The sequence below is a fragment of the Pseudarthrobacter sp. AB1 genome, from assembly GCF_014926485.1.
Classification (GTDB): Bacteria; Actinomycetota; Actinomycetes; order Actinomycetales; family Micrococcaceae; genus Arthrobacter.
On the sequence record NZ_PZKO01000005.1, the window covers coordinates 15497 to 37931 of the forward strand.

Annotated in this window: 20 protein-coding genes; 11 read left to right on the top strand and 9 right to left on the bottom strand. The window is 66.9% G+C overall.

The features are described from left to right. Positions 1-10 precede the first annotated feature (10 nt). Complete coding sequence (ybaK, locus tag DAD99_RS00485; RefSeq protein WP_193339890.1) at positions 11-508, top strand: Cys-tRNA(Pro) deacylase; 498 nt, start codon at positions 11-13, stop codon at positions 506-508. On the opposite strand, the gene DAD99_RS00490 is transcribed toward ybaK, so the two are convergent. After that, positions 505-1707 (bottom strand): S9 family peptidase, encoded by a 1203-nt coding sequence (locus tag DAD99_RS00490; RefSeq protein ID WP_193339959.1) that lies wholly within the window; start codon positions 1705-1707, stop codon positions 505-507. The two genes, ybaK and DAD99_RS00490, sit on opposite strands and share 4 nt — an antisense overlap. A 219-nt stretch (positions 1708-1926) precedes the next feature. Here DAD99_RS00490 and DAD99_RS00495 point away from each other — a divergent pair, with 219 nt between their 5' ends. From DAD99_RS00495 to DAD99_RS00535, 9 genes are all read left to right on the top strand, one after another. Next, complete coding sequence (locus tag DAD99_RS00495; RefSeq protein ID WP_193339891.1) at positions 1927-2418, top strand: hypothetical protein; 492 nt, start codon at positions 1927-1929, stop codon at positions 2416-2418. Between the two features lie 14 nt (positions 2419-2432). After that, on the top strand, positions 2433-2942 hold the full coding sequence (msrB, locus tag DAD99_RS00500) for a peptide-methionine (R)-S-oxide reductase MsrB (RefSeq protein ID WP_193339892.1): 510 nt from the start codon (positions 2433-2435) through the stop codon (positions 2940-2942). A 154-nt stretch (positions 2943-3096) separates the two neighbouring features. Next, entirely contained in the window at positions 3097-4464 is a 1368-nt protein-coding gene (locus tag DAD99_RS00505) for a DUF6421 family protein (protein WP_193339893.1), read from the top strand. Beyond that, positions 4461-5222 carry an SDR family oxidoreductase gene (locus tag DAD99_RS00510; protein WP_309233163.1) on the top strand — a complete coding sequence of 254 codons (762 nt, stop codon included), beginning with the start codon at positions 4461-4463 and terminating at the stop codon, positions 5220-5222. Before DAD99_RS00505 ends, DAD99_RS00510 begins: the two co-directional genes overlap by 4 nt. A 108-nt stretch (positions 5223-5330) precedes the next feature. Beyond that, on the top strand, positions 5331-6446 hold the full coding sequence (locus DAD99_RS00515) for a low specificity L-threonine aldolase (protein WP_193339961.1): 1116 nt from the start codon (positions 5331-5333) through the stop codon (positions 6444-6446). A 61-nt stretch (positions 6447-6507) separates the two neighbouring features. Next, positions 6508-7158 (top strand): DUF3000 domain-containing protein, encoded by a 651-nt coding sequence (locus DAD99_RS00520; protein ID WP_193339894.1) that lies wholly within the window; start codon positions 6508-6510, stop codon positions 7156-7158. A gap of 31 nt (positions 7159-7189) precedes the next feature. Then, positions 7190-8518 (top strand): HRDC domain-containing protein, encoded by a 1329-nt coding sequence (locus DAD99_RS00525; protein WP_193339895.1) that lies wholly within the window; start codon positions 7190-7192, stop codon positions 8516-8518. 121 nt (positions 8519-8639) lie between these two features. Next, positions 8640-9929, top strand: coding sequence for a thiolase family protein (locus DAD99_RS00530; protein WP_193339896.1), 1290 nt, complete (start codon positions 8640-8642; stop codon positions 9927-9929). Continuing rightward, positions 9926-12103, top strand: a complete 2178-nt coding sequence (locus DAD99_RS00535) for a 3-hydroxyacyl-CoA dehydrogenase NAD-binding domain-containing protein (RefSeq protein WP_193339897.1) — start codon at positions 9926-9928, stop codon at positions 12101-12103. The genes DAD99_RS00530 and DAD99_RS00535 overlap by 4 nt, the downstream gene beginning before the upstream one ends. A gap of 94 nt (positions 12104-12197) precedes the next feature. Here DAD99_RS00535 and DAD99_RS00540 read toward each other — a convergent pair whose 3' ends face one another. From DAD99_RS00540 to DAD99_RS00550, 3 genes are read right to left on the bottom strand one after another with little or no spacing between them, the layout of a single operon-like run. Beyond that, positions 12198-13724: an ABC transporter ATP-binding protein gene (locus tag DAD99_RS00540; protein WP_193339898.1), complete on the bottom strand. Its 1527-nt coding sequence runs from the start codon at positions 13722-13724 to the stop codon at positions 12198-12200. Positions 13725-13726: 2 nt separating this feature from the next. Beyond that, positions 13727-14470: an energy-coupling factor transporter transmembrane component T gene (locus tag DAD99_RS00545; RefSeq protein WP_193339899.1), complete on the bottom strand. Its 744-nt coding sequence runs from the start codon at positions 14468-14470 to the stop codon at positions 13727-13729. Between the two features lie 10 nt (positions 14471-14480). Then, positions 14481-15329 (bottom strand): ECF transporter S component, encoded by an 849-nt coding sequence (locus DAD99_RS00550; RefSeq protein WP_193339900.1) that lies wholly within the window; start codon positions 15327-15329, stop codon positions 14481-14483. Between the two features lie 460 nt (positions 15330-15789). Here DAD99_RS00550 and DAD99_RS00555 point away from each other — a divergent pair, with 460 nt between their 5' ends. Beyond that, positions 15790-17214 carry a mycothione reductase gene (locus DAD99_RS00555; protein ID WP_193339901.1) on the top strand — a complete coding sequence of 475 codons (1425 nt, stop codon included), beginning with the start codon at positions 15790-15792 and terminating at the stop codon, positions 17212-17214. A 9-nt stretch (positions 17215-17223) separates the two neighbouring features. On the opposite strand, the gene DAD99_RS00560 is transcribed toward DAD99_RS00555, so the two are convergent. Genes DAD99_RS00560 through dxs form a run of 5 tightly spaced genes read right to left on the bottom strand, consistent with a single transcriptional unit; the run spans position 17224 to position 22394 of the window. After that, positions 17224-18249: a nucleoside hydrolase gene (locus DAD99_RS00560; protein ID WP_193339902.1), complete on the bottom strand. Its 1026-nt coding sequence runs from the start codon at positions 18247-18249 to the stop codon at positions 17224-17226. A 12-nt stretch (positions 18250-18261) separates the two neighbouring features. After that, positions 18262-19239: an aldo/keto reductase gene (locus DAD99_RS00565; RefSeq protein WP_193339903.1), complete on the bottom strand. Its 978-nt coding sequence runs from the start codon at positions 19237-19239 to the stop codon at positions 18262-18264. A gap of 10 nt (positions 19240-19249) precedes the next feature. Next, entirely contained in the window at positions 19250-19810 is a 561-nt protein-coding gene (locus DAD99_RS00570; RefSeq protein WP_193339904.1) for a hypothetical protein, read from the bottom strand. Further along, complete coding sequence (locus tag DAD99_RS00575) at positions 19807-20424, bottom strand: DUF402 domain-containing protein (RefSeq protein ID WP_193339905.1); 618 nt, start codon at positions 20422-20424, stop codon at positions 19807-19809. The genes DAD99_RS00570 and DAD99_RS00575 overlap by 4 nt, the downstream gene beginning before the upstream one ends. Then, positions 20421-22394, bottom strand: a complete 1974-nt coding sequence (gene dxs, locus DAD99_RS00580; protein ID WP_193339906.1) for a 1-deoxy-D-xylulose-5-phosphate synthase — start codon at positions 22392-22394, stop codon at positions 20421-20423. Before dxs ends, DAD99_RS00575 begins: the two co-directional genes overlap by 4 nt. Between the last annotated feature and the right edge of the window lie 41 nt (positions 22395-22435).

Genomic DNA, 22435 nt, shown 5'->3' on the forward strand with positions numbered 1-22435 from the left:
ACTGAACGCTTTGGCACGCAAGAGTTCTTCAAACGGAACGCCGGCCACAGCCGCACTGGCTACAGCCGGCGTTCCCTTCGTGCTGCATCCGTATGCCCACGATCCCACCGCGGTCAGCTACGGCACGGAAGCCGCCGAGGCCCTGGGCATCGCACCGGAAAAGGTCTTCAAAACCCTCATGGTCGACGTGGAGGGCCGGCTGGCTGTCGGGGTTGTGCCGGTCAGCGGAAACCTTGACCTCAAGGCATTCGCCGCCGCCCTGGGCGCCAAGAAGGCTTCGATGGCAGACCCCAAAGTTGCGGAACGCCGCAGCGGCTACGTCCTCGGCGGGATCTCGCCGCTTGGCCAGCGGCAGTCATCGCCCACCGTGGTGGACAGCAGCGCCCTTGATCTGGGAACGATGCTGGTTTCCGGTGGTAAGCGTGGCCTGGACGTCGAGCTTGCGCCGGGGGACCTCATCCGGCTGACGTCCGCGGTGACAGCCGCCATCGGCACCCGCACGCCTTAGCGGTTCTGCCCGGGATTGAGACGCGGAGCCAACTGGGGCCGAAGCCACGCCTTGATCAGGTTCTCCCAGCGCTCGGGATCGACATTCCATTCCTTGGTGTGCCTGGCGTGATTGAACGTTTCGAACGAAACCATGTCCGGATTCCGCTCGGCCAGAAGGGCGGAGGGTTCATAGGGAACGTACTCGTCATCAACGCTGTGGATGATCAGGGTGGGCGTCCGGACTTCCACGGCGCGCGCCACCCAGTCCATGGCCTTGAGGTCCACGGGTGCGGCCAGGCCGGTGAGCCTGCGGCCCACGGGGTGGCCCAGCATCAGTTGCCCGTAGCGGCCAACGAGGGACGGTATGCGGTTGATCTGCGCATGGTGGGCCAGCACATTGACCCAGTTGATGACGGGCGCGTCCAGGACCATGGCCCGGATCAGGTGACGGTGCGGCGAGAGATCGGCCGTCTGCAGGCAGATGGCACCGCCCATGGACCAGCCGAAGAGAACAATTTCCTCGGCGCCGTTGGCCAGGGCGAACTCGATGGCGGCCTCTATGTCACGCCATTCCGTGGATCCCAGGCCGTACCGGCCGTCCTCGGCCGATGGCGCCAACCCGTCGTTCCGGTACGAGACAAGCAGGCTGGTAAGCCCCAGTTCGAGGGCGGGGCCTACCGCGCGCAGGGCCTCCTGGCGGGTTGCCCCGCGGCCGTGAACCATGATTGCCCAGGTCCGGGACGTCCCGCCGGCCCGGACCAGCCATGCCGGTGCTGTGCCGCCGTCGACCTTAATCAGCACGTCCTCGGCCGCAAAGCCGGCGGTGGCGGGATCCGGGTACAGCGCACCGCTCCACCATCCGCGGCGGGCGGTATCGAGATCGCCGGCATAGACGGCTTCCACTTCGCGCAGGACCGTGCCGTCCGCCGGCGAATAGGACACAATCCGTCCGATCCGGGCGTGCCCCTTCCCGCCGTCGAAAAAGAACCCATAGACGCCCTCCACCGTTGTCTCCGGAGTTGCTGTCAGGATGACCTGCCGGCCGCCGCCTTCCCGGAGCACGGCGAGGAGTTCCTGGTCCGCAGTCCGCTGCCGGACGGGGGTGATCACACGCCTGGCAAAGTACAGCGCCAGTGCGGAGGACCCTGTGGCCAGCAGTCCGGCAAGAGCCCCGCCGCCAATGACGCCGCCGAGCGCCCATTTGGCGCGCAGCGACATACGGCCGTCGGCCTGGATCGGAACTGCCGCCGTCAACGTGGAGGTGCGCGTGGAAGGTGCCATGGAACCATTCTTACTGCCGCAGACGGGTTGACCATATTCCGTCCGGCACGTGGCGCCGGAATTCTGCCGGCCCCGGGGAGGCCGCGCTAATCACACCGCAACCGCCGTGGGGCCCAAATGGATGCAGGCGCCGGTGTGCACGACTAGGCTGATGCCATGAGCGATCCAATCGTCATTCTGACCGAAGAGCCCCTGGGCGCGGACGACCGCGTCAACATCGAACGCCTGGTGGACGGGCAGGACACGCCTCTTGTCCTGCTGGTTCCGGGGAACACTGAACGGCATCTGCTGGTGGATTTTCTTGAGAATCTCTCCCTGCTGGACGTTGTTAAGGCGTTCCGCGAACTGACCGCCCACGCTCCGGACCCCTCCGCTGAACGGGCCGAGGCTGCAGAGACGCTGGCCGTCTCGCTGGCTGCCCTGGAGGGGTTGGGCGCAGGAGTCACGGGCGAGGTGGTGGACGGTGGCGCCGTCAATGGCCTCGTGGCCAAGGTTAAGGAGCTGGGCGCAGCCCAGGCGGTGGTGATCACCCGTCCGCACGCAGTGGCGGATACGTTCCACACGGACTGGGCCAACAAAGCCCAGGACCAGCTGGGGCTCCCGGTGCTCCATCTGTACGCCGGTTCGGGATTTATCGGCGACTCCTGAGCGTTGAGCTGACTATGAGCATCTTTGGAAAGAGCATCTTCGACAACAAGGCCACGGATTCCGTCCCGAATCCGGCAGCCGACGCCGTCGCTGCGGAACCTGCATACCGGAAATCCGACGCCGAGTGGCGGCAGGAACTCACGCCGGAGGAGTATCACGTGCTGCGGCAGGCGGGTACGGAGCGCCCCTTCACGGGAGAGTATGTGGACACCCATACGGAGGGTGTCTACCAATGCCGCGCCTGTGGAACCGAGCTCTTCAGGAGCAACGAAAAATTCGACTCGCATTGCGGCTGGCCGTCCTTCTGGGCACCGCTCGCCAAAGGCACCGTCCGCTACATCCATGACCGGGCGCTCGGTATGAAGCGGGTGGAGGTCCGGTGCGGGAACTGTGACTCGCATCTGGGCCACGTGTTTGAAGGCGAGGGCTACGGAACGCCCACGGACCAGCGCTTTTGCATTAATTCGGTGTCCCTGAAGCTGGTGCCACGCGGCGCTGCCGGGGAAGAATCCACGGACTCCTGAGCCCGCCAGCCGTGGCTCCGCCTACGTCTGGCGGAGCCACGAGGCGCCTCGAGCCCGAGAGTCTCTTATGCTTAGGCTCGATTTGAGTTAGGGACTCTGGTTGCTTGCTACGCTCGCCGTAGATGCCCCAAGCAATGAGAAAGGCAGTCGCACCATGACCGTCACCGTGACCGGCGCCCCAACAAGGATCACCGCCGAAAATCCCGTCTGGCTCCGCCTCAGGAGCGCCGCCGAATCCCTGCAGGAGCTGCAGATCCAGGACGGCTCCGTACCTGACGCAGGCCACCATCCAGCTGCAGCGCTTAAGGTTGCCGCGATCACGGAGTCGCTCACCGAACTGGCACCGCAGTTCCCGCACGATGAGGCCTACCTCGACGCCGTCGTCGCAGATTTCCAGGCGTGGGCCAAGGCGGGCTTCGGCGTCCCGGACTTCCTGGCATCCCTGCTGGCGTTCCAGCCCCAGCTGCAGCGTCAGGATGGTTTGCAGCACGTGGTCATCTTCCCCATGTACACCCAGAACGGAAGCAGCGGCCGCCTGGTGGAGGCCGTGCTGATCGAGGTCATCTGGCCCGATTTTGTGGCCGGCCTTGAGGCCGGGGACTATTCCAACAAGCTCTTTGTGCCCATCCGGTTCCTGGACTTCACCCGCGGCTACAACACCAACTCGGCGGTGCTGTTCCCGGAAACCGTGGCCGTTCGGGAAACACCAACCTTCACCTGGGGCGCCATTTTCGCGGACCGCGAAGCCGCCCGGTTCCGCCGCGTACTGCGGGCGGCCGCGGACATCACCTCGCTGGACCTGCCCTCGGGCGCCGCGGAACTCCTGGCGGACCAGGAACTGACCGAGGCCACGTTTGTGATGTGGGACCTGATCCATGACCGGACCCACATGCGCGGCGACCTGCCTTTTGACCCGTTTATGATCAAACAGCGGATGCCCTACTTCCTGTACTCCCTTGAGGAACTGCGCTGCGACCTCACAGCCTTCCGGGAATCCGTCCGGATCGAACAGGACGACGACGCCGGGCCGGAAGCACGCCGGCACGCGAAACTGGTGCAGTACGCCATCATCTTCGACCGGATCTTCCGCTTTGCGATCACCGGCAACCGGGTGCGCAATTACGACGGCCTCGGCGGGCAGCTGCTCTTCGCCTGGCTGCACCAGAACCACGTCCTGCACTGGACCGACAGCCGGCTCCGCATCGACTGGGACCAGGTGCCGGACGCGGTGATCGCCCTCGGCGCCTCGATCGACGAGCTCTACTGGCGCTCCATTGACCGGCCAAAGATGGCCCACTGGCTTGCCGCGTACCAGCTGATCTCCGCCACGGTCACGCCCAACCCCGCATCAGCCTGGGCCAAAGGCCCCGACGCGCTCCCCGTTGCGGGTCCGCCCCGCGGCCTGACGGACCAGGTGCTGGATGACGAGTTTCCGCTGTCCATGTTCTACGAAGCCTTGGAGAAGAAAATGCGTCCCGTCATCGAATCCACCGCCGGCATCACCGGAGCGACCGCGCTGTGACCGAATCCGGCGCCCCGCGCGTTGTTCCTGTTCCGGACCTTGCCCCCAGGCTGAACGTTCTGGTTACCGGCGGCAGCGGACCCTCCGGGATCGCTGTTGCCCGGGCGTTGCACGAGGCGCGGTTCCGGGTGTTCACGGTCGGCTCGGACAGCACGCGCATCGAGGCTGCTGCGAGGAAGGCGGGCGACGGCGTCACCCCCCTGGTCTGCGATCTTGCGGATCCCGCTGACGTCCAGGCCCTCCGGAAGACCCTGGCGGGCACCGCCGGGACCATGGACGGAGTCATCCACCTCGTGGGCGGCTGGCGCGGCGCTACGGGCATCACGGACCAAAGCGACGCCGACTGGGACTTCCTGGAGCGCGGCGCCATCACCACGCTCAGGAACGTCTCCCGGGCCTTCTACGCCGACTTGGCCGCCGCCGGAACCGGACGGTTTGCCATGGTGTCCTCCACCGCGGTGGACAAGCCCACTGCGGCGACGGCCAGCTACGTGGCGGCAAAGGCCGCCGCCGAGACCTGGACACTGGCCATGGCGGAGGGCCTGGCCCGCGGGGCTGCGGATGAAGGCACCGCCTTGCGCGGCGCCGCCGTCATCCTGGTGGTGAAAGCACTGGTGGACGCGGAACTCCGGAAGGCGCACCCGGAACGGACCTTTCCCGGTGCCACCGACGTCGAGGACCTGGCCGCCGCCGTCGTCGCCCTGTTCAGCCGACCGGCAGCCGAACTGAACGGCCGGCGCCTGCTCCTGACCCACTGACCCGTTGACCCGCTGATCGCAAGATCCCCTGACCGCAACATCCCCTGACGGACTCGACCCCTGACCGGCCGGACCCGACCTCCCTAGACTGAGAACGTGAGCAAAGCAATGACAACAACGGCAGACGCCGCCCCCCGGCTCGAAAATCCCGCCGCCCGGCTGCACGACGCGTCCGTCCGCGGTTTCGCGTCGGACAACTACTCCGGTGTGCACCCCGAGGTCCTGGCAGCCCTAGCGGCAGCCAACGAGGGTCACCAGGTGTCCTACGGCGAGGACGACTACACGGCACGGTTGCAGGGGCTGATGCAGGAACACTTCGGCGCCGGCATCGAATGTTTCCCGGTGTTCAACGGCACGGGGGCCAATGTGCTGTCTCTGCAGTCGCTGCTCCCGCGCTGGGGCGCTGTGGTGTGCGCTTCGACGGCGCACATCAACATGGACGAAAACGGCGCTCCGGAACGGATCGGCGGGATCAAACTCCTGCACGTCCCCACCCCCGACGGCAAGCTGACGCCGGAGCTGATTGACCGCGAGGCGTGGGGCTGGGGCGATGAACACCGGGCACAGCCGCTGGCAGTGTCCATCACCCAGACCACCGAGCTTGGCACGTGCTACACCCCGGATGAGGTCCGCGCCATCGCGGATCATGCCCACGCCAAGGGCATGAAACTCCACATGGACGGCGCGCGGCTGGCCAACGCCGCCGCGCACCTGAACGTGCCGCTGCGGGCTTTCACGCGCGACGCCGGGGTGGACATCCTCTCCTTCGGCGGCACCAAGAACGGGCTGCTGTACGGCGAAGTGGTGGTGGCCCTGAACCCCGAAGCGGCCCACGGCCTGATATTCCTGCGCAAGATGAACATGCAGCTTGCCTCGAAAATGCGCTTCCTGTCCGCCCAGTTCATCGCCCTGTTGGAAGGCGACCTGTGGCTCCGTTCGGCGTCGCACGCCAACGCCATGGCCGCCCGCCTCCGCGCCGCGGTGGACACGATCGAGGGCGTGGAGCCCACGCAGGAGACGGAGTCCAACGGCGTGTTTGCCGTCCTGCCGGCCGGCATAGCTGACCGGCTGCGGGAGTCCTTCCGGTTCTACGACTGGGATGAAGCCGCCCGCGAGGTTCGCTGGATGTGCTCCTTCGACACCAGCGAGGACGATGTCGACGCCTTTGTGGCGGCCATCCGCCGGGAGCTTGCGGCCCACCAGGCGGGCAAGGAAGCCGGATAGCATGGACCGGCCGACGGCGAGCCTGCGCTGCCCGCCCCCTGCTGTTGCGTAATCTGCGAAGGTGAACGCACTAGCCCAGGTTCCCCCGGAATTTCTCCACGCCTTGGGAACCCTCAGGAAGGCCCAATGCCGGGGTGAGCTGCGCCTGGCTGAAATTCCCGCCCCGGCGCGCCTGGCACCGTTCGCCGTGGCACTCGGGGCAGAAGTCATGGCGTCCGGACCGGGCAGCGGCACCACTCCCGTCCACGGACCTGCCGCCATGGCTCTGGCGGCGGCGTCCGGAACCGAGGACGACGACGACACCGAGCTGGCCACTGGCCGCTTCATCCTGCTGCACGACCCCGACGGCTCAGCCGTCTGGGACGGAGAATTCCGGATTGTCACCTACATCCGGGCCCAGCTTGAGCCGGAAATGGGCAACGACGAAATGCTGGGGACCGTCGCCTGGACCTGGCTGGTGGAGGCACTGGAGAATCACAAGGCCCCCTACCGGGCGGCCGGCGGGACCGCCACCCGCGTCCTGTCGGAGAGCTTTGGAACGCTTTCCGGCCGGCCCGGGTCGATCGATATCGAGCTGCGCGCCTCCTGGACTCCGGCGTCTTCGGACGTCACTGCCCATCTGGAGGCGTGGTCAGACATGGTCTGCACGTTCGCCGGCCTCCCCCCTCTGCCCGACGGCGTCGCGGCCCTTCCTCGCCGGCGCCGGAACTAGGACTGCCCCTTGTCGGTAAACTGAAGGCATCATGACCCCTCATATTCCGGAAAACACCACGGCCGGCGCTCCGGCTGCTGAAACCACTCCCCACATCACGGTGGAAGGCTTCGATAGCCAGGTCCCCGTAGTCATTGACCTCGATGCACCGCGCGACGGCGTGCCGCTGGTTATCGAAACGCAGTCCGGGCTGGAGCGGTGCGCGGCCGCCATCGCCGCCGGAACAGGGCCCGCAGGGGTTGATGCAGAAAGGGCCTCGGGGTTCCGGTACGGCCAGCGCGCGTTCCTGGTGCAGATCCGGCGCGAAGGCTCCGGTACTTGGCTGATCGATCCCGAACCGTTCGAGAACCTGTCCGTCATCAACGATGCGCTCCAGGGGGTGGAATGGATCCTGCATGCAGCCAGCCAGGACCTGCCCTGCCTGCTGGAGCTGGGCATGTGGCCGGACAAGCTCTTTGACACGGAGCTCGCCGCGCGGCTGGCCGGGCTGCCACGCGTTGGCCTGGCTGCCGTCATCGAACAACTGCTCGGTTTTGGCCTGGCGAAGGAACATTCGGCCGCCGACTGGTCCACCCGGCCCCTGCCCGAGCCTTGGCTGCGCTACGCCGCCCTGGACGTGGAAGTCCTGACCGAACTGCGCGAAGAACTCATCGAACTGCTGCAGGCCGACGGCAAGCTGGACTACGCGGAACAGGAATTTGCCGCAATCCTTGCCGCCGGGGTTGCCCCTCCCCGGGTTGACCCCTGGCGCAAGACGTCGGGCCTGCACCAGATCCGTGACCGGCGCCAGCTGGCCGCGGTCCGCGAAATGTGGCTGGAGCGCGATTCCCTGGCACAGAAGCGCGATGTGGCACCGGGACGGCTGATTCCTGATTCCGCCTTGGTGTCCGCCGCCAAAGCCATGCCGTCCACCGTTCCGCAACTGCTTGGCACCAAGGGCTTCCATGGCCGTGCGGCTCAGCGGGAGGCACCCCGGTGGCTCCGGTGCATCGCCGCTGCCCGCGATCTTGAGGACCTCCCCCCGCTGCACCTGCCGACCAATGCACCGCCCCCGCCGCGGGTGTGGTCCGAGCGCGACCCCGAGGCCGCCGCACGCCTGTCCACCGCCCGCCCGCTCCTGCAAGCGAAGGCGGACGAACTGAACCTTCCCCTGGAGAACCTGCTGACGCCGGACTACCTGCGCCGCGTGGCGTGGCGTCCGCCGTCGGGCATTACCGAACAAGCGGTTGCCACTGAACTGCGCACGCTCGGTGCCCGCGAATGGCAGATCGGCCTTATCGCGCCGCTCATCACTGACGCTTTCCTCAACCCGAAACCGCTGCCGGCCAAGGAAAACAAGGCAACCGCAGCCACCGAATAATCGCCTCCTCACCGAGCCTTGCACACTATGTTACTGACGAGTAACATAGTGTGCACTGCCGTCCTGCCGAGTGCTGCCCTTTGGCCTCCGGACGGCGCCAACGTCTCGATGAGGAGTAAACGTGAGCCACCACGGAAGCAGCGGATCCCCGCGAACTGTCCGCGACGTCGTTTTTGTTGACGGCGTCCGCACACCCTTCGGCCGGGCCGGTGAGAAAGGCATCTACGCCGGAACCCGCGCCGATGACCTGATGGTGAAGTGCATCCGCGAACTTCTGCGCCGCAACCCCACCCTGCCCGCGGCCCGGATCGACGAAGTCGCTGTTGCCGCCACCACCCAGACCGGCGATCAGGGTCTGACCCTCGGCCGCACGGCCGCCCTCCTGGCAGGGCTCCCCCGCACTGTCCCCGGATTCGCCATTGACCGTATGTGCGCCGGCGCCATGACCGCGGTGACCACAACGGCGAGCGGCATCGGCTTCGGCGCCTACGACGTCGTCATCGCCGGCGGTGTGGAGCACATGGGCAATCACCCGATGGGCTCCGGCGCCGATCCGAACCCGCGGTTTATGTCCGAGCGGCTGGTTGACCCTGCCGCCCTGAACATGGGCAACACGGCCGAAAACCTGCACGACCGTTTTCCCGCCATCACGAAGGAACGCACAGACGCCTACGCGGTTGCCTCGCAGGACAAGCTCGCAGCCGCATACGCCCAGGGCCAGATCCAGCCTGACCTCGTGCCGGTCGCTACACTGAAGCCGGGACAGGGCTGGACGGTGAACAGCGTTGATGAACCGCCCCGGCCGGGCACCACGCTCGAGGACCTGGCAGCCCTGCGGACTCCCTTCCGCGCCCACGGCCGCGTGACGGCAGGCAACGCTGCCGGCCTGAACGACGGCGCCACGGCCGCCGTCCTGGCGTCCTCGGAAGCTGCCGCGGAACTGGGCCTGCCTGTCAAGATGCGGCTGGTCAGCTATGCCTACGCCGGCGTCGAACCGGAGGTCATGGGCATCGGCCCTGTGCCAGCCACCGAAAAAGCACTGAAGAACGCCGGCCTCAGCATTGGGGACATCGGACTATTCGAGATCAATGAAGCCTTTGCCGTGCAGGTCCTGAGTTTCCTGGACCACTTCGGAATTTCCGACGACGACCCCCGCGTCAACCGCTACGGCGGCGCCATCGCGGTGGGCCACCCCCTCGCGTCCTCCGGGGTCAGGCTGATGAACCAGCTTGCCCGGCAGTTCGAAGAAGACCCCTCGGTCCGGTACGGGATCACCACCATGTGCATAGGCTTGGGCATGGGCGCCACCGTCATCTGGGAAAACCCGCGTCACCCCGATTACAGCGGTGCCGTCGCAGCAGACGGCCCCGAAGCAATCACAGTAGCAACCACCGAAGGAGCCGCCGCATGAGCGCCGCCGATTTCACCAAGCTTGCCGGGCTCTTCCCGGACGAAACCGTGACCCACTCGTACGTCCAGGACATCAGGCTCCCGGCTGCCCCCGGCCAGCGGAGTCCTGGGGTGTTCGCGCTGATAACCCTGGACAACGGCCTGGACCACTCCAAACCCACCACGCTGGGACCCAATACCCTGGTCGAACTGGGCACGGTCCTGGAGGGACTGAAGGAACGTGCGGCACGCGGCGAGATCGCAGGTGTGGGCGTGACCGGCAAGCCGTACTTCCTCGTGGCCGGCGCCGACCTGTCCGCGGTGAAGTCGCTGGAGAACCGCGACCATGGCCTGTGGATGGCGCAGCTCGGGCATGACGTTTATGCCACCCTGGCCAACCTGGGCGTTCCCAGCTTCGCGTTCATCAACGGTGTTGCCCTGGGCGGCGGCCTGGAGATCGCTTTGCAGTCCACATACCGCACCGTCTCCACCGGTGCCGGTGCGCTGGCGCTGCCGGAAGCCGTCCTCGGCCTGGTCCCCGGCTGGGGCGGCGTCTACATCCTGCCGCGCCTGATCGGACCCGAGAACGCGGTCAAGGTGATGATCGAGAACCCGCTCAGCAATAACCGGATGCTCAACGGGCCCCAGGCCTTCCAGCTGGGCATCGCCGACGCCCTGTTCGAACCGGCAGACTTCCTGGAGCAGTCCCTCGCCTGGGCTGCCACGGTCATCACCGGCGAGACGGTCCCGGAGCGGGCCAACGCCGTGGACCCCGCGGATCCCGCTGTTGCCGTGCGCTGGTCCGCAGCCGTCGCCGCCGGCCGGGCATTCGTGGAGGCCAAGACCTCCAACGCCTCCCCTGCACCGGCCAAGGTCCTGGACATCCTCGAAGCCAACCGGACCATATCCCAGGCCGAATCCGCCGCACTCGAGTGCGAAACCCTCGCCGGCCTGATGCAGACAGACGAGTTCCGCGCCACGGTCTACGCGTTCCTGGATTTGGTCCAGAAGCGTTCCAAGCGCCCGGCCGGTGCCCCGGACCGGAAGCTCGCACGGCCGGTCACCAAGGTCGGCGTTGTGGGGGCGGGCCTTATGGCCAGCCAGCTGGCCCTGTTGTTCGCCCGCCAGCTCAAGGTCCCCGTGGTGATGACGGACATCGACCAGGCCCGCGTGGACAAGGGCGTGGGCTACGTCCACGCCGAGGTGGACAAGCTCCTCGGCAAAAAACGGATCAGCCAGGACGCAGCCAACCGCACGAAGGCACTGGTCACGGGATCGGTCTCCAAGGAGGCCTTCGCGGACGCCGACTTTGTCATCGAGGCTGTTTTCGAAGAGCTGAACGTCAAGAAGCAGGTCTTCGCCGAGGTGGAAGCGATCGTCTCCCCAGAGTGCATCCTCGCCACCAACACGTCCTCGCTGTCCGTCACGGCCATGGCCGAAGACCTCGCGCACCCGGAACGGCTGGTGGGCTTCCACTTCTTCAACCCGGTGGCCGTGATGCCTCTGCTCGAAATCGTGCGCGCGCCCAAGACCGACGACGCCGTGCTGGCCACCGCTTTTGAGCTCGCCAAGGGCCTGAAGAAGAGCGCGGTCCTGGTCAAGGATGCGCCGGCCTTTGTGGTCAACCGGATCCTGCTGCGGCTGATGGGCGAAGTGACGGCTGCCTTCGACGAAGGAACCCCTGCCGACGTTGCCGACACTTCGCTGCGGCCCATGGGCCTGCCGATGACCCCGTTCACGCTGGGTGCCATGGTGGGCCTGCCAGTGGCGCAGCATGTCCAGGAGTCCCTGCACGCCGCCTTCGGGGACCGCTTCGCCGTGTCCACGAACCTGCAGAAGCTGATCGGGAACGGCGTGAAATCGCTCTGGGCCCCGGCGGCCGACGGCTCCCAGGAGATCCCGGAGTCCACCCTGTCGCTGATGTCCTTCGGCACGTCGCCGTCCAGCGGGGACGACGTCCTGCGCCGTGTCCAGGATGCCCTGGCAGAGGAGATCGGGCTGATGCTGGATGACGGTGTGGTGGCCGGTCCTGAAGACATCGACCTCTGCATGATCCTCGGCGCGGGCTGGCCGATGTTCCTGGGCGGCATCACGCCGTACCTGGACCGGGTGGGCGCCTCGGAGCGGGTCAGCGGCAAGCGGTTCCTGGCTCCCGGAGTCGCGTCCGCCGCGTCGGTGTCCCCGAAGCCAGCCTGACCCGCGCCTGAAGAGTTTTTGGTCAGATAACGCCGCCTGAGGGCCCTGAAAGCCGCATTATCTGACCAAAAACTCCAACGTTTGGCACTGGCCCTCAAAGACTCCGCAGGCGGCCGGCCTCGAGGCACACCAGCCGGTGCGCGATAGACCGGGCGTAGTCCAGGTCGTGGGTGACCAGCACGACGGCGGTGCCATCCGCCGTCGTGCTGCGCACCACCCGGTCCAGCCGGTCCAGCCCGGGGCCATCCAGGGAAACGGTTGGCTCGTCCAGTGCAAGCACTGAGGGACCCCGGGCCAGTACCGTCGCCAGGGCCAGCAGGCGCTGCTGGGACGCCGGCAGTTCCGCCGGGTGCCGCCCGGCAAGGTGATCCAGGCCAACGGCGGCAAGGGCGCGCTGCACCGCCAGGTCCGCCGCGAGCCCGTCGCCTGCGAGTCCGAAGCGTACTTCCCGATCCACGGTGCGCTCAAACAGCTGGTCCCGGGGCTGCTGGAAGAGGAGCCCAACGTCGCGGGCCACTTGTCCCGCCGGGCGCCCGCCGATGTTCCGCCCATGGACCAGCACGCTGCCCGCGGTTGGTTGGAGCAAGCCATTGAGGTGCCTCAGCAGCGTGGACTTTCCGGAGCCGTTGGGACCTGCCACTGCCAGGATCTCGCCCGCTTTGAGGGTCAGGCTGAGTCCGTGCAGGACAGGGTCAACCGGCGGGCCCGGCTGTGTCCTGAACCAGCCTCGGCGCCGCGTCCGCCGGTACGTGAACGAGACGTCGCGCAGTTCCAGGGCCGGCGGACTGTCGACAGCGGATTGATACTCGGATCCTTTCAGCGGCCGGGGAGCTGTAATCGGGCGGGGCCGGACCACGCCAGCCACTTCCAGAGGCCCGGCAGCCACAAGTCCTGCCGGCGTGCCAGTGGCAGCTACGGTACCGCCGGCGAGGACCAGCCACGTATCGGCGGTGTGCAGGAAGGCCTCGGCACGCTGGCTCATGATCACGACGGCGGTGCCGTCTCGGACCAGGTTCCGCACCAGGGCAGCGAGGACTTCGGCTCCGTCCGTATCGAGGGAGGCGAAGGGCTCGTCCATCACGAGAACTGCGGGGCGCTGAATGACCGCGCAGCCGATGGCCAGGCGGCGGAGCTGACCGCCGGAAAGCGTGGCGGGATCCCGGTCCAGCAGATGTGCCAGGCCGGTCAGGGCTGCTGTGTCCTGGACGGCGAGGACCATACTCGCACGGTCAACCCCCGCGTTTTCCAGGCCGAAGGCCAGCTCCTCGGCCACCGTGACCCGGACCGTGGACAAAGCGCCGGCCGGATCCTGCGGCACAAGGCCCACCTGGCGGCCCCAGCGGCCGGGATCGATCTGCGGATCGGCAGATGTTCCGGTGAACCTGACGGACGTGCCGGCGAGCTCAAAAAAACCCGTGAGTGTCCCGCAGTCGCCGGGCAGCAACCAGCCGGCGAGGACGCGTCCCAATGTTGATTTGCCGCTGCCGGAACCGCCCAGGACCGCTGTCAGCGATCCTGGGGCCAAGGTCAGGCTTATGCCCGCCAGGACGGGTTCCGTTTCGCCGGGGAAGACGAATTTTTCGATGCCGGCAGCCAAGGCCGGCGGTGGGGTCTGTACCATTGCTAAGCACCCGCCGTCGGCTGCCAGAGGCGGGCGGCGATGGCCGCCAGCGCCGCGAGCAGCAGAACCACGCGCGCCCACCGCTGGACCGGAGAATCCAGCACCTGACGGTAACTGGTGATTGGACCGGAACTACCGAAACCGCGGGCCTGCAGGGCCGCAGCGCGGGTGCCTGCTTCCTCCAGGAGGGACAACAGCAGGGGAACCGCCTGCCACCGGAACGCGGCAGCCCGCCCGGGAATTCCAGGCCTGATCACCAGGCCACGCGCTTCCTGGGCCTGCCTGATCCGCCCCAGCCGTGAACTGATGGCCGGCAGCAGCGTCAAGGTGGAGGCAAGCACAAACGCGAACCGCGCGTTGACACCGCGGGTGGACAGGGCGGCCACCAGGTCCGGAACGCTGACGGTGAAGGAACACAGCAGCAGCACAAGCACGGCCGCGGAAAGCTGCGCCGCCCGCTCGAGCGCAAACTGCAGGCCTTGCGCTGTGACACGCGCCGGTCCCCACTGCGCCAGCACGGTGGTGCCCTCAGGAAAGAACAGTCCGTGCAGGGCCAACAGCGACAGTACCAACGGAACCAGAATGACCGCCGCGGCCGGCAGCATCCGGCGCGCCGCTCCCCTGGCGACCGACAGGCCCACGGCCGCTGCGATCACGGTGAGGGACATCGGCCAGCTGGCAGCCGCCGTCGATATCACTGCCGTGCTGCCGGCAGCCGCCAGCGACGTCAGGGGGTGAAGGGGCATCAGGGGTGCGTCAGGCGTCCTGGCCGGTTGAGTGGCCGGTGGGCTGGTTGCCGGGGTGGTTGGAGTCTGTGCCGGCCAGCACGCGGTACTGCCGGACAAAAGGGAATTGCAGACGCGTGCGGCGAGGGAGGGCGTAGACCAGGACGGCGACGAGGGTAAAGACGATGGCCTTGTCCATGGGGTCCGAGATCAGGGCCTGCTTGGTGATGGCGGCGAGCAGGCTGTCCCCCATGGAGCGGAAGGCGCTGACAATGGCGCCGGTGGCGAGGCCGGAGGTGCCGCCGAAGACGAAAGCGGCAACGGGAGCGGAGACCACACCGCCGACGATACCGGTCAGGAAACCCGCCACCGGGGCCAGGTAAAAGCGCCGGAACAGGCCATAGCGTGCGGCGAGGCCGGCCAGGCAGCCGATCAGGGCCGCACCGGCGGCGAAGGGCAGTACGGTCGGGTTGAAAAAGGACCAGATAATGCTGCTGAGGGCACCAGTGGCGGCCCCGGCGGCGGGACCGGCGAGAACGGCGATCAGGACGGTGCCGATGGCGTCGAGGTAGAACGGCACCAACGTGCTGCCGACGAACTGTCCCAGGACAATGTTCAACACCAGGGCCACCGGGATCAGCACCAGCGTGGAGACGGGCAGCGTGGGCAGAACGCCGATGATCAGCAGCACGGCGCCCACGAGGAAGCCGGACAGGGCGATCAGGGCCGAGGCGCTGCCCGGGCCACCGGTGATGTCCGCGGGCTGGTTCAGGACCAGGTAGATGTACGTGCCGGCTATGGCCACCGCTCCAAGGATTTCCAGCAGTCGGCGGTTGCGGGCGGTGGCCGGCGTTTGCGGCGGCAGCGTGAGCGATGACATGGCGTTCCTTCTGGGGATGCGGGCTGTGGCGCCCGGATGGCCCGGGCGGTGCGGAACGCCGCCTATGTCACCTCGGCGGCAGCCGGGGGCGTCTGCGCCGGCCCGGGTCCGGCATCAGTCTACCGTCCGTCTCCCGTCGCCCCTTCCCGGCGGGTGGTGTCGCGTTCACCTTTGTGGCGTGCTTCCTTGAGGTGGTGTTCCAGCTACTCCTCCGCTGCCCGCCGCCGCAGCCCGACAGTTCGCATCAGCTGGGTGGCTGGCGCTGCCGCATGCGCGTGCTGATGCGGCCCTCCCGTCCCGCAGGTCTTCTTCGTGTTTGTCGCTCAGAGGACATCGTCCCACCGGATTGGACTATGGGGAAGACCAACTGCAAGGAGCCACCCGCGCCCTAACCCGGCCGTACGATGGGGAGTGGGCGCGCAAGCCGCTGCCCGCCCGCCTGAGCTTCCGAAAGGCACAAATGCCCCACTACGACCTTGCCATCATCGGATCCGGATCCGGCAATTCGCTGATCACCCCGTTCTGGGACGACAGGAAGGTGGCCATGATCGACGGCGGCGTGTTCGGCGGCACCTGCCTGAACGTCGGCTGCATCCCCACGAAGATGTTTGTCTACCCGGCCTCCTTGGCCGCCGCGCCCAAGGAAGCCGCCCGTCTGGGTGTGGACCTGAGCCTGGACAAGGTCCACTGGAATGAACTGCAAGACCGGATCTTTAGCCGGATCGACGCGATTTCCGAGTCCGGCCGGCGGTACCGGGCCGATGAACTCGCCCATGTGGACCTGTACCAGGAGCACATCCGGTTCACCGGTCCCCGGACGCTCATCACTGATTCCGGCGTGGAGCTCACCGCGGACCGGGTAGTGGTGGCCGCGGGCTCCCGGGCTGTGCTCCCCGATGTGCCCGGCATTGGCCTTCCACAGGTGCACACCTCGGACACCGTGATGCGCATCGATGGTCCGCCCGAACGGGTGGTGGTGGTTGGCGGCGGGTACATCGCCGCCGAGTTCGCTGCCGTATTCCACGGTTTCGGGGCCGAGGTGACCCAGGTGAACCGTTCGCAGCGGCTGCTGCGCGGGAACGACGCCGAGATCGCCGAACGCTTCGCCGCGGCCGCGGCCGGCCGCTGGAAGCTCAAGCTTGGCTACTCGCTCCAGGCGGTGGAGGACAACGGCGACGGCAGCGTCACCGCATTTTTTGCGGACAACGACGGCAAATGGCTGCGGGTCGCAGCGGACATCGTCCTGATGGCCACCGGGCGGGTGCCGAATACGGACCGGCTGGGTGTGGACGCCGCCGGCTTTGACGTGGACGAGGACCATACACTGTCCGTGGACGCGAGCCTTAGGGTCCTCGCCGGCGGCACGCCCGTTGACGGTGTTTATGCTTTGGGCGACATCGCCAACAGCTACCAGCTCAAGCACGTCGCCAACCGGGAGGCCCGGGTAGTGGCGCACAACCTGGAACACCCGGACCGGCTCCGGACCATCGACTACACCGCGGTGCCGTTTGCCGTGTTCAGCAATCCGCAGGTGGCCTCCGTGGGCCTGACTGAGGATGATGCCCGGGAGCAGGCCGCAGCAGGGTCGGACATTGTCACCGCAGTCCAGGATTACGGCTCCACCGCGTACGGCTGGGCCATGGAGGACGAAGAAGGTGTGGTCAAGCTGGTGGCGGAACGTTCCACCGGCCGGCTGCTCGGCGCGCACATCATGGGCCACGAGGCCTCGCTCCTGATCCAGCCGCTGGTCCAGGCGATGGCCACTGACGTATCTGTCCACCAGCTCGCACGGGGCCCGTACTGGATCCACCCGGCCCTGACGGAAGTGGTGGAGAACGCCCTGCTTGCCTTGGACGTTGAGGTACCCGAAGACGCGCCACTGTAGGGCTGGTCTTCAGCCGACCCTGCGGGCTAGGCGCCCAAGGGAACCCACCAGTTCGTCGAAAGCCTGCGCCGGGTTGTTGTCGGAGACGATCCGGGCATTGTGCGGCCGGTTCCACAGGTTCCGGTAGTCCGCCACGGTGGTCCCCATCAGCATGGCCGACTCAACCTCCACGTCCACCGTGGCAGGCCGGGTGCTGTATTCCAGGGTGCCGGCTGCCACGCCGGCGGCGAAATAGTCGTGGACGTGCGCCAGGTAGCCCTGGTCATAGTTCCGGTGGAATTCGAAGTAGAAGCGCAGCGCATCGGACAGGTGCCGCACCAGGGTGTTCTCGGACCTGCTCCTGAGCCCTTCGGCCTGTTCCGGCAGCACAAGTTCCTCCACGGCGCAGCCAGCCGCCGCGGCCAGCCGCCGCACATGCTCCGGCCGCATCTCCATCCGCTCCGTGGTGTCCAGGGAGCAGACGATGGGCAGCCGGTCTGCCGGCAGGCCCCGGTAGGCGGCATAGACCTCCTTGGCCGCATGCGGATCAACGTGCGTGTTCCACTCTGCCGTGGGTGTGGTGTTCCCCTGGTGGTAGAAGCTTCCTCCCATGATCACCACACGTCCCAGCAGTTCGGGCAGCCGGGGTTCGCGCCGGATGGCGAGGGCGAAATTGGTCAGCGGCGCGGTGATCAAGGCTGTCAGCTCTCCCGGATGGGCGCGGGCGGCCTCTACCCAGACGTCGGCGGCGTGCCGTGGAGACACCGTGCCCGCCGGCGGGGGCAGGACTGCGTGTCCCAGTCCCTGCGGGCCGTGGGTTTCCGGCGTTGTCACCAGCGGGATGCCCAGTGGGTTCAGGGCGCCGACGGCCACCTCCACGTTGGGCCTGCCGCACAGCTCCAGCAGCGCGAGGGTGTTGCTTGCCACCTGGTGGGCATCCACGTTTCCCGGGGACGCCGTCACGGCCACGAACTCCACGTCCGGTAAGGACGCCAGATAGGCCAGCGCCAGGGCGTCGTCGATCCCGGTATCCACGTCCAGCAGCAGCCTGGTCATCTGCGGGGTGTCCTAAAAGAGAGCGACTTGGGGGACCTTCGGGAAGATCGCATCCAGTTCCGCGAGCTCCGCCGGTGACGGCACCCAGGCGACAGCGGCCGCATTTTCGCGGATCTGCTCCGGCCTGGTGGCTCCGGCGATCACGCTGCTGACGGCAGGCTGGGCCGCGAGCCAGGAGAAGGCCACCTGGATCTCGGTCAGGTCGCGAACTGCCGCGAAGGAACTGAAACGCTGGAGCTGGTCCCAGTCGGCGTCGTGCACCATGTTGGTGCGTGTATGGCTCAACCTCGAGCCGGCCGGAGCCGAGCCCGGCGAATATTTGCCCGTCAGCAGGCCGTTGGCCAGCGGGAAGTACGGCAGGACACCCAGGCCGTACGCTTCTGCCGCGGGCGTGACCTCCTGCTCGGCTCGACGGTCCAGGAGGTTGTAGTGGTTCTGGGTGGAGATGAACCGTGTGCCGCCGGCGGCCCTGGCCACAAATTCGGCCTCTGCAATCTGCCAGCCGGCGCGGTTGGAGTGGCCGATGTAACGGACCTTGCCGCCGGTGACCAGGTCATCGAGGGCGCTCAGCGTCTCCTCGATGGGAGTCAGTGGGTCGGGGGTGTGGAACTGGTAAAGGTCGATCCAGTCCGTGCCCAGCCGCCGCAGCGAGGCCTCCACCGCCCGGACGATGTAGCGCCGGGACCCCCGGGCCCCAAAGTCGTTCCCGTTGGCACCCCGGACGTCCATGCCGAACTTGGTGGCCACCAGAACATCATCCCGCTTGCCGGCCAGTGCCTTGCCCAGCATCGTCTCGCTGAGTCCGGGCTCGCGCCCGTAGTTGTCTGCGACGTCGAAAAGCGTCACGCCGGCGTCAAGCGCGGCATGGACGACGGCGTCGGTCCCGGCCTGCGATTCGGTCACCGTATTGGCGCGGCCCAGGTTGTTGCAACCGAGTCCCACCACGGAGACGGTCAGCCCGGAGTTTCCCAGGCGTCGGTAGTCAGGCATGTTTTCCCCTCTACAGGCTGAAGGTGTTGGCAGGCTTCGCGGAGTGCTTGAGTTTGAAGTTGTCCGGTTCGCCGTACGAGGCTGCCCCGATGCTCAGCTTGGTAAAGTCGAGGTCTTCGCCGCGGCTGCAAACCTTGATGGCGCTGACGGCCTTGTTAACATCGGGGCAGAGGCAGAAGATATTCAGCTTGTAATCGCTGAACTCTGAGCGTTCCACGGTTCCCAGGCCGCGCCAGGCCAGGTGGCTGATGAGGGCGTCTTTCGCCTTTTCCTCAAGGTAGCGGTCACGGTCGGTACCCTCCTTGGTTTTCAGGGCGAACTGAGCCACCACCCAGAACTGGTCCTCGTCGGGGATTTCGGCGAAGCCGTCCGCTGCGCACTGCACGGCAAAGGCATCCATGAGGCCTTCCACCGCAGCGGCATCAGCCACATCGGTCTCTTCGGTCTTGCTCTGGTGCCCAACCACGCCGTAGTTCATCACAAACTGGCTGTAGTCCTCGTCGAACCAGCCTTCACGGAAGTGCAGTGTTCCTTCGTCGTCCCGTTTGTAGACCCTGATGATTCCGCTCATGACCGTCCCTTCGTGAACCATTCAACGTCTGTTCCGTCGAATGGTGCGTGCTGTGCCTTGACGGCCTGATATAGCTCATCCGCGGCGGCCTGGATGTCATCCACCAGCCGGTCCGGGTAATTCATGGCGATGCGGTGATCGGCGAACTCGTCCTGGTCATCGATAAAGACGCCCCGGCCGGCCATGCGGATCACGTCCAGGTCCATGTCGATCACGTGGAACTCGGTGACCGCGGGCCGGATGTCCGTCCACTCGTGGGCGACGGCGAGGTCAACATAGACCCTGACCCCGCTGGGATGGGCGTCGTCATAGAACGTGGCAACCCAGTCTCCGGACCGCGGTACCAGGAGCACGGCGTCGGACGCTGTGTAGAAGGCAGCACCCGGGCGCGAACAGAATTCGTTGGTTCCCTGGAAGATCCACCAGCCGTGCCGGTCTTCGCCGAGGTAGCGCCCCGGGACCACCCAGTGGGCTTTTCCGTTCCATTTCCGGTTCCGGGCCACCACCAGCTGGCCGGGCTGCAGTCCCGCGGGGACTCGGGTGGTGCTGGTGTGCCTCGCCGGGTGTGAATCCCCGACGGCGGCCGGATACTTCAGTGCGTCTTCTTCCCTCACAGGATGGGCAGGCTGCCGGTGGTGGGGTGCTCCTGGCCCGGCAGTGGGCGCGCGAAGGGAACCTTTGTGCCCAAAACCTGAGCGACGACGTCGTGCGTGATCTGCTGGGCCGTCAGCCCGACGCGCTCCAGCACCTGGCTCCGCGTGCCGTGGTCCAGGAACTCCGCAGGGAGCCCAACCTCGTTCAGCGCGGTGTCAACGCCGGCTGCGCGCATTTCCTGGCGGATTCGCGATCCGACGCCGCCTGCCCTGACGCCGTCCTCGATGCAGATGACCAGCCGGTGGTGGGAGGCCAGCGCGATGATGGAGCGGCGCACGGGCAGCACCCAGCGCGGGTCCACCACGGTGGTGCTGATGCCTTGGGCACCAAGTCGGTTGGAGACGTCGAGGGCGAGCTCGGACATGGCTCCGACGCTGACGATCAGGACATCGTTTTCGGTGGACCCGGCGGGGCGGCGGGCCAGCACGTCAACACCGTCGCCCAGCCGTTCGATGGCTTCCACTTCGGCGCCCACGGTGCCCTTGGAGAAGCGGACCACGGTGGGGGCGTCACTGATAGCCACGGCTTCGCGGAGTTCTTCCCGCAGCCGGGAGGCGTCGCGGGGCGCGGCCAGGTGGAGTCCGGGCACGATCTGGACCATGGCCATGTCCCACATGCCGTGATGGCTGGCCCCGTCCGGGCCGGTGACACCGGCGCGGTCCAGGACGATGGTGACGCCGGCTTTGTGCAGTGCCACGTCCATCAGGAGCTGGTCAAAGGCGCGGTTCAGGAACGTGGCATATACGGCCACCACAGGGTGGAGCCCGCCGAAAGCCATGCCGGCGGCGGACGTCAGCGCATGCTGCTCGGCGATGCCGACGTCGATCACCCGGTCCGGGTGCTTGGCCGCAAACTTGTGCAGGCCCACGGGAATAAGCATGGCGCCGGTGATGCCCACAATGTCGGGGCGTTCATCGGCGATCTTCGCGATCTCGTCGGCAAAAACAGATGTCCAGGACTGTGCCCCGGAATGTCCCGTCGGTTCGCCAGTTTCCGGATCGATAATACCGACGGCGTGGAACTGGTCCGCTTCATGGGCCCGGGCCGGGGCGTAGCCGTGCCCTTTTTCGGTCATGGCGTGGACAATCACCGGGCCGGCGTAGTTCCTGGCCGTGGATAGGGCGTGCTCCATGGCCTGCAGGTTGTGGCCGTCGACCGGGCCGATGTACTTCATGCCGAGGTCTTCGAACATGCCCTGCGGCGCCCACCAGTCCTTGATGCCCTTTTTCATGGCGTGCAGGCTCTTGTAAGTGAACTGGCCTACGGGGCCGCTGTTCTGGAGCTTCTTCTTCCACCAGTCCAGAGTGCCCTCATAGGCAGGGGCTGCGCGGAACGAGTCGATCGTGGGACGCAACGAGGCGAGGTAGTCCGCGAAGCCGCCCACCGTGGGGGCATAGGAGCGACCGTTGTCGTTGACGACGATCACCACGCGGCGGCGCTTGTCTGCCGCAATGTTGTTGATGGCTTCCCAGGCCATGCCGCCGGTCAGGGCGCCGTCGCCCACAACCGCGACGGTGTAGCGGTCGCCCTCCCCGGTCAGCTGCCGTGCCCGGGAGATGCCGTCCGCCCAGGAGAGGGAGGAGGATGCGTGGGAGCTTTCAACAATGTCATGCTCGGACTCGGCGCGGGACGGGTAGCCGGACATGCCGCCCTGCTGGCGAAGGGTACTGAAGTCCTGGCGGCCGGTGAGGAGCTTGTGCACGTAGGACTGGTGGCCCGTGTCGAACACGATGCTGTCCCGGGGCGAGTCGAAGATGCGGTGCACGGCAAGGGTCAGTTCCACAACGCCGAGGTTGGGCCCCAGGTGTCCACCTGTCTGGGAGACGTTGGTGATCAGGAAACTCCTGACCTCAGCGGCCAACTCTTCGAGCTGCTCGTGAGACAGCTGGTTCAGGTCCTGCGGATTCCGGATGGTGTCCAAGATTCCCAATGACCCCTCCTTCGGGTGGTAGACGTGCCTGTTAACTCTAA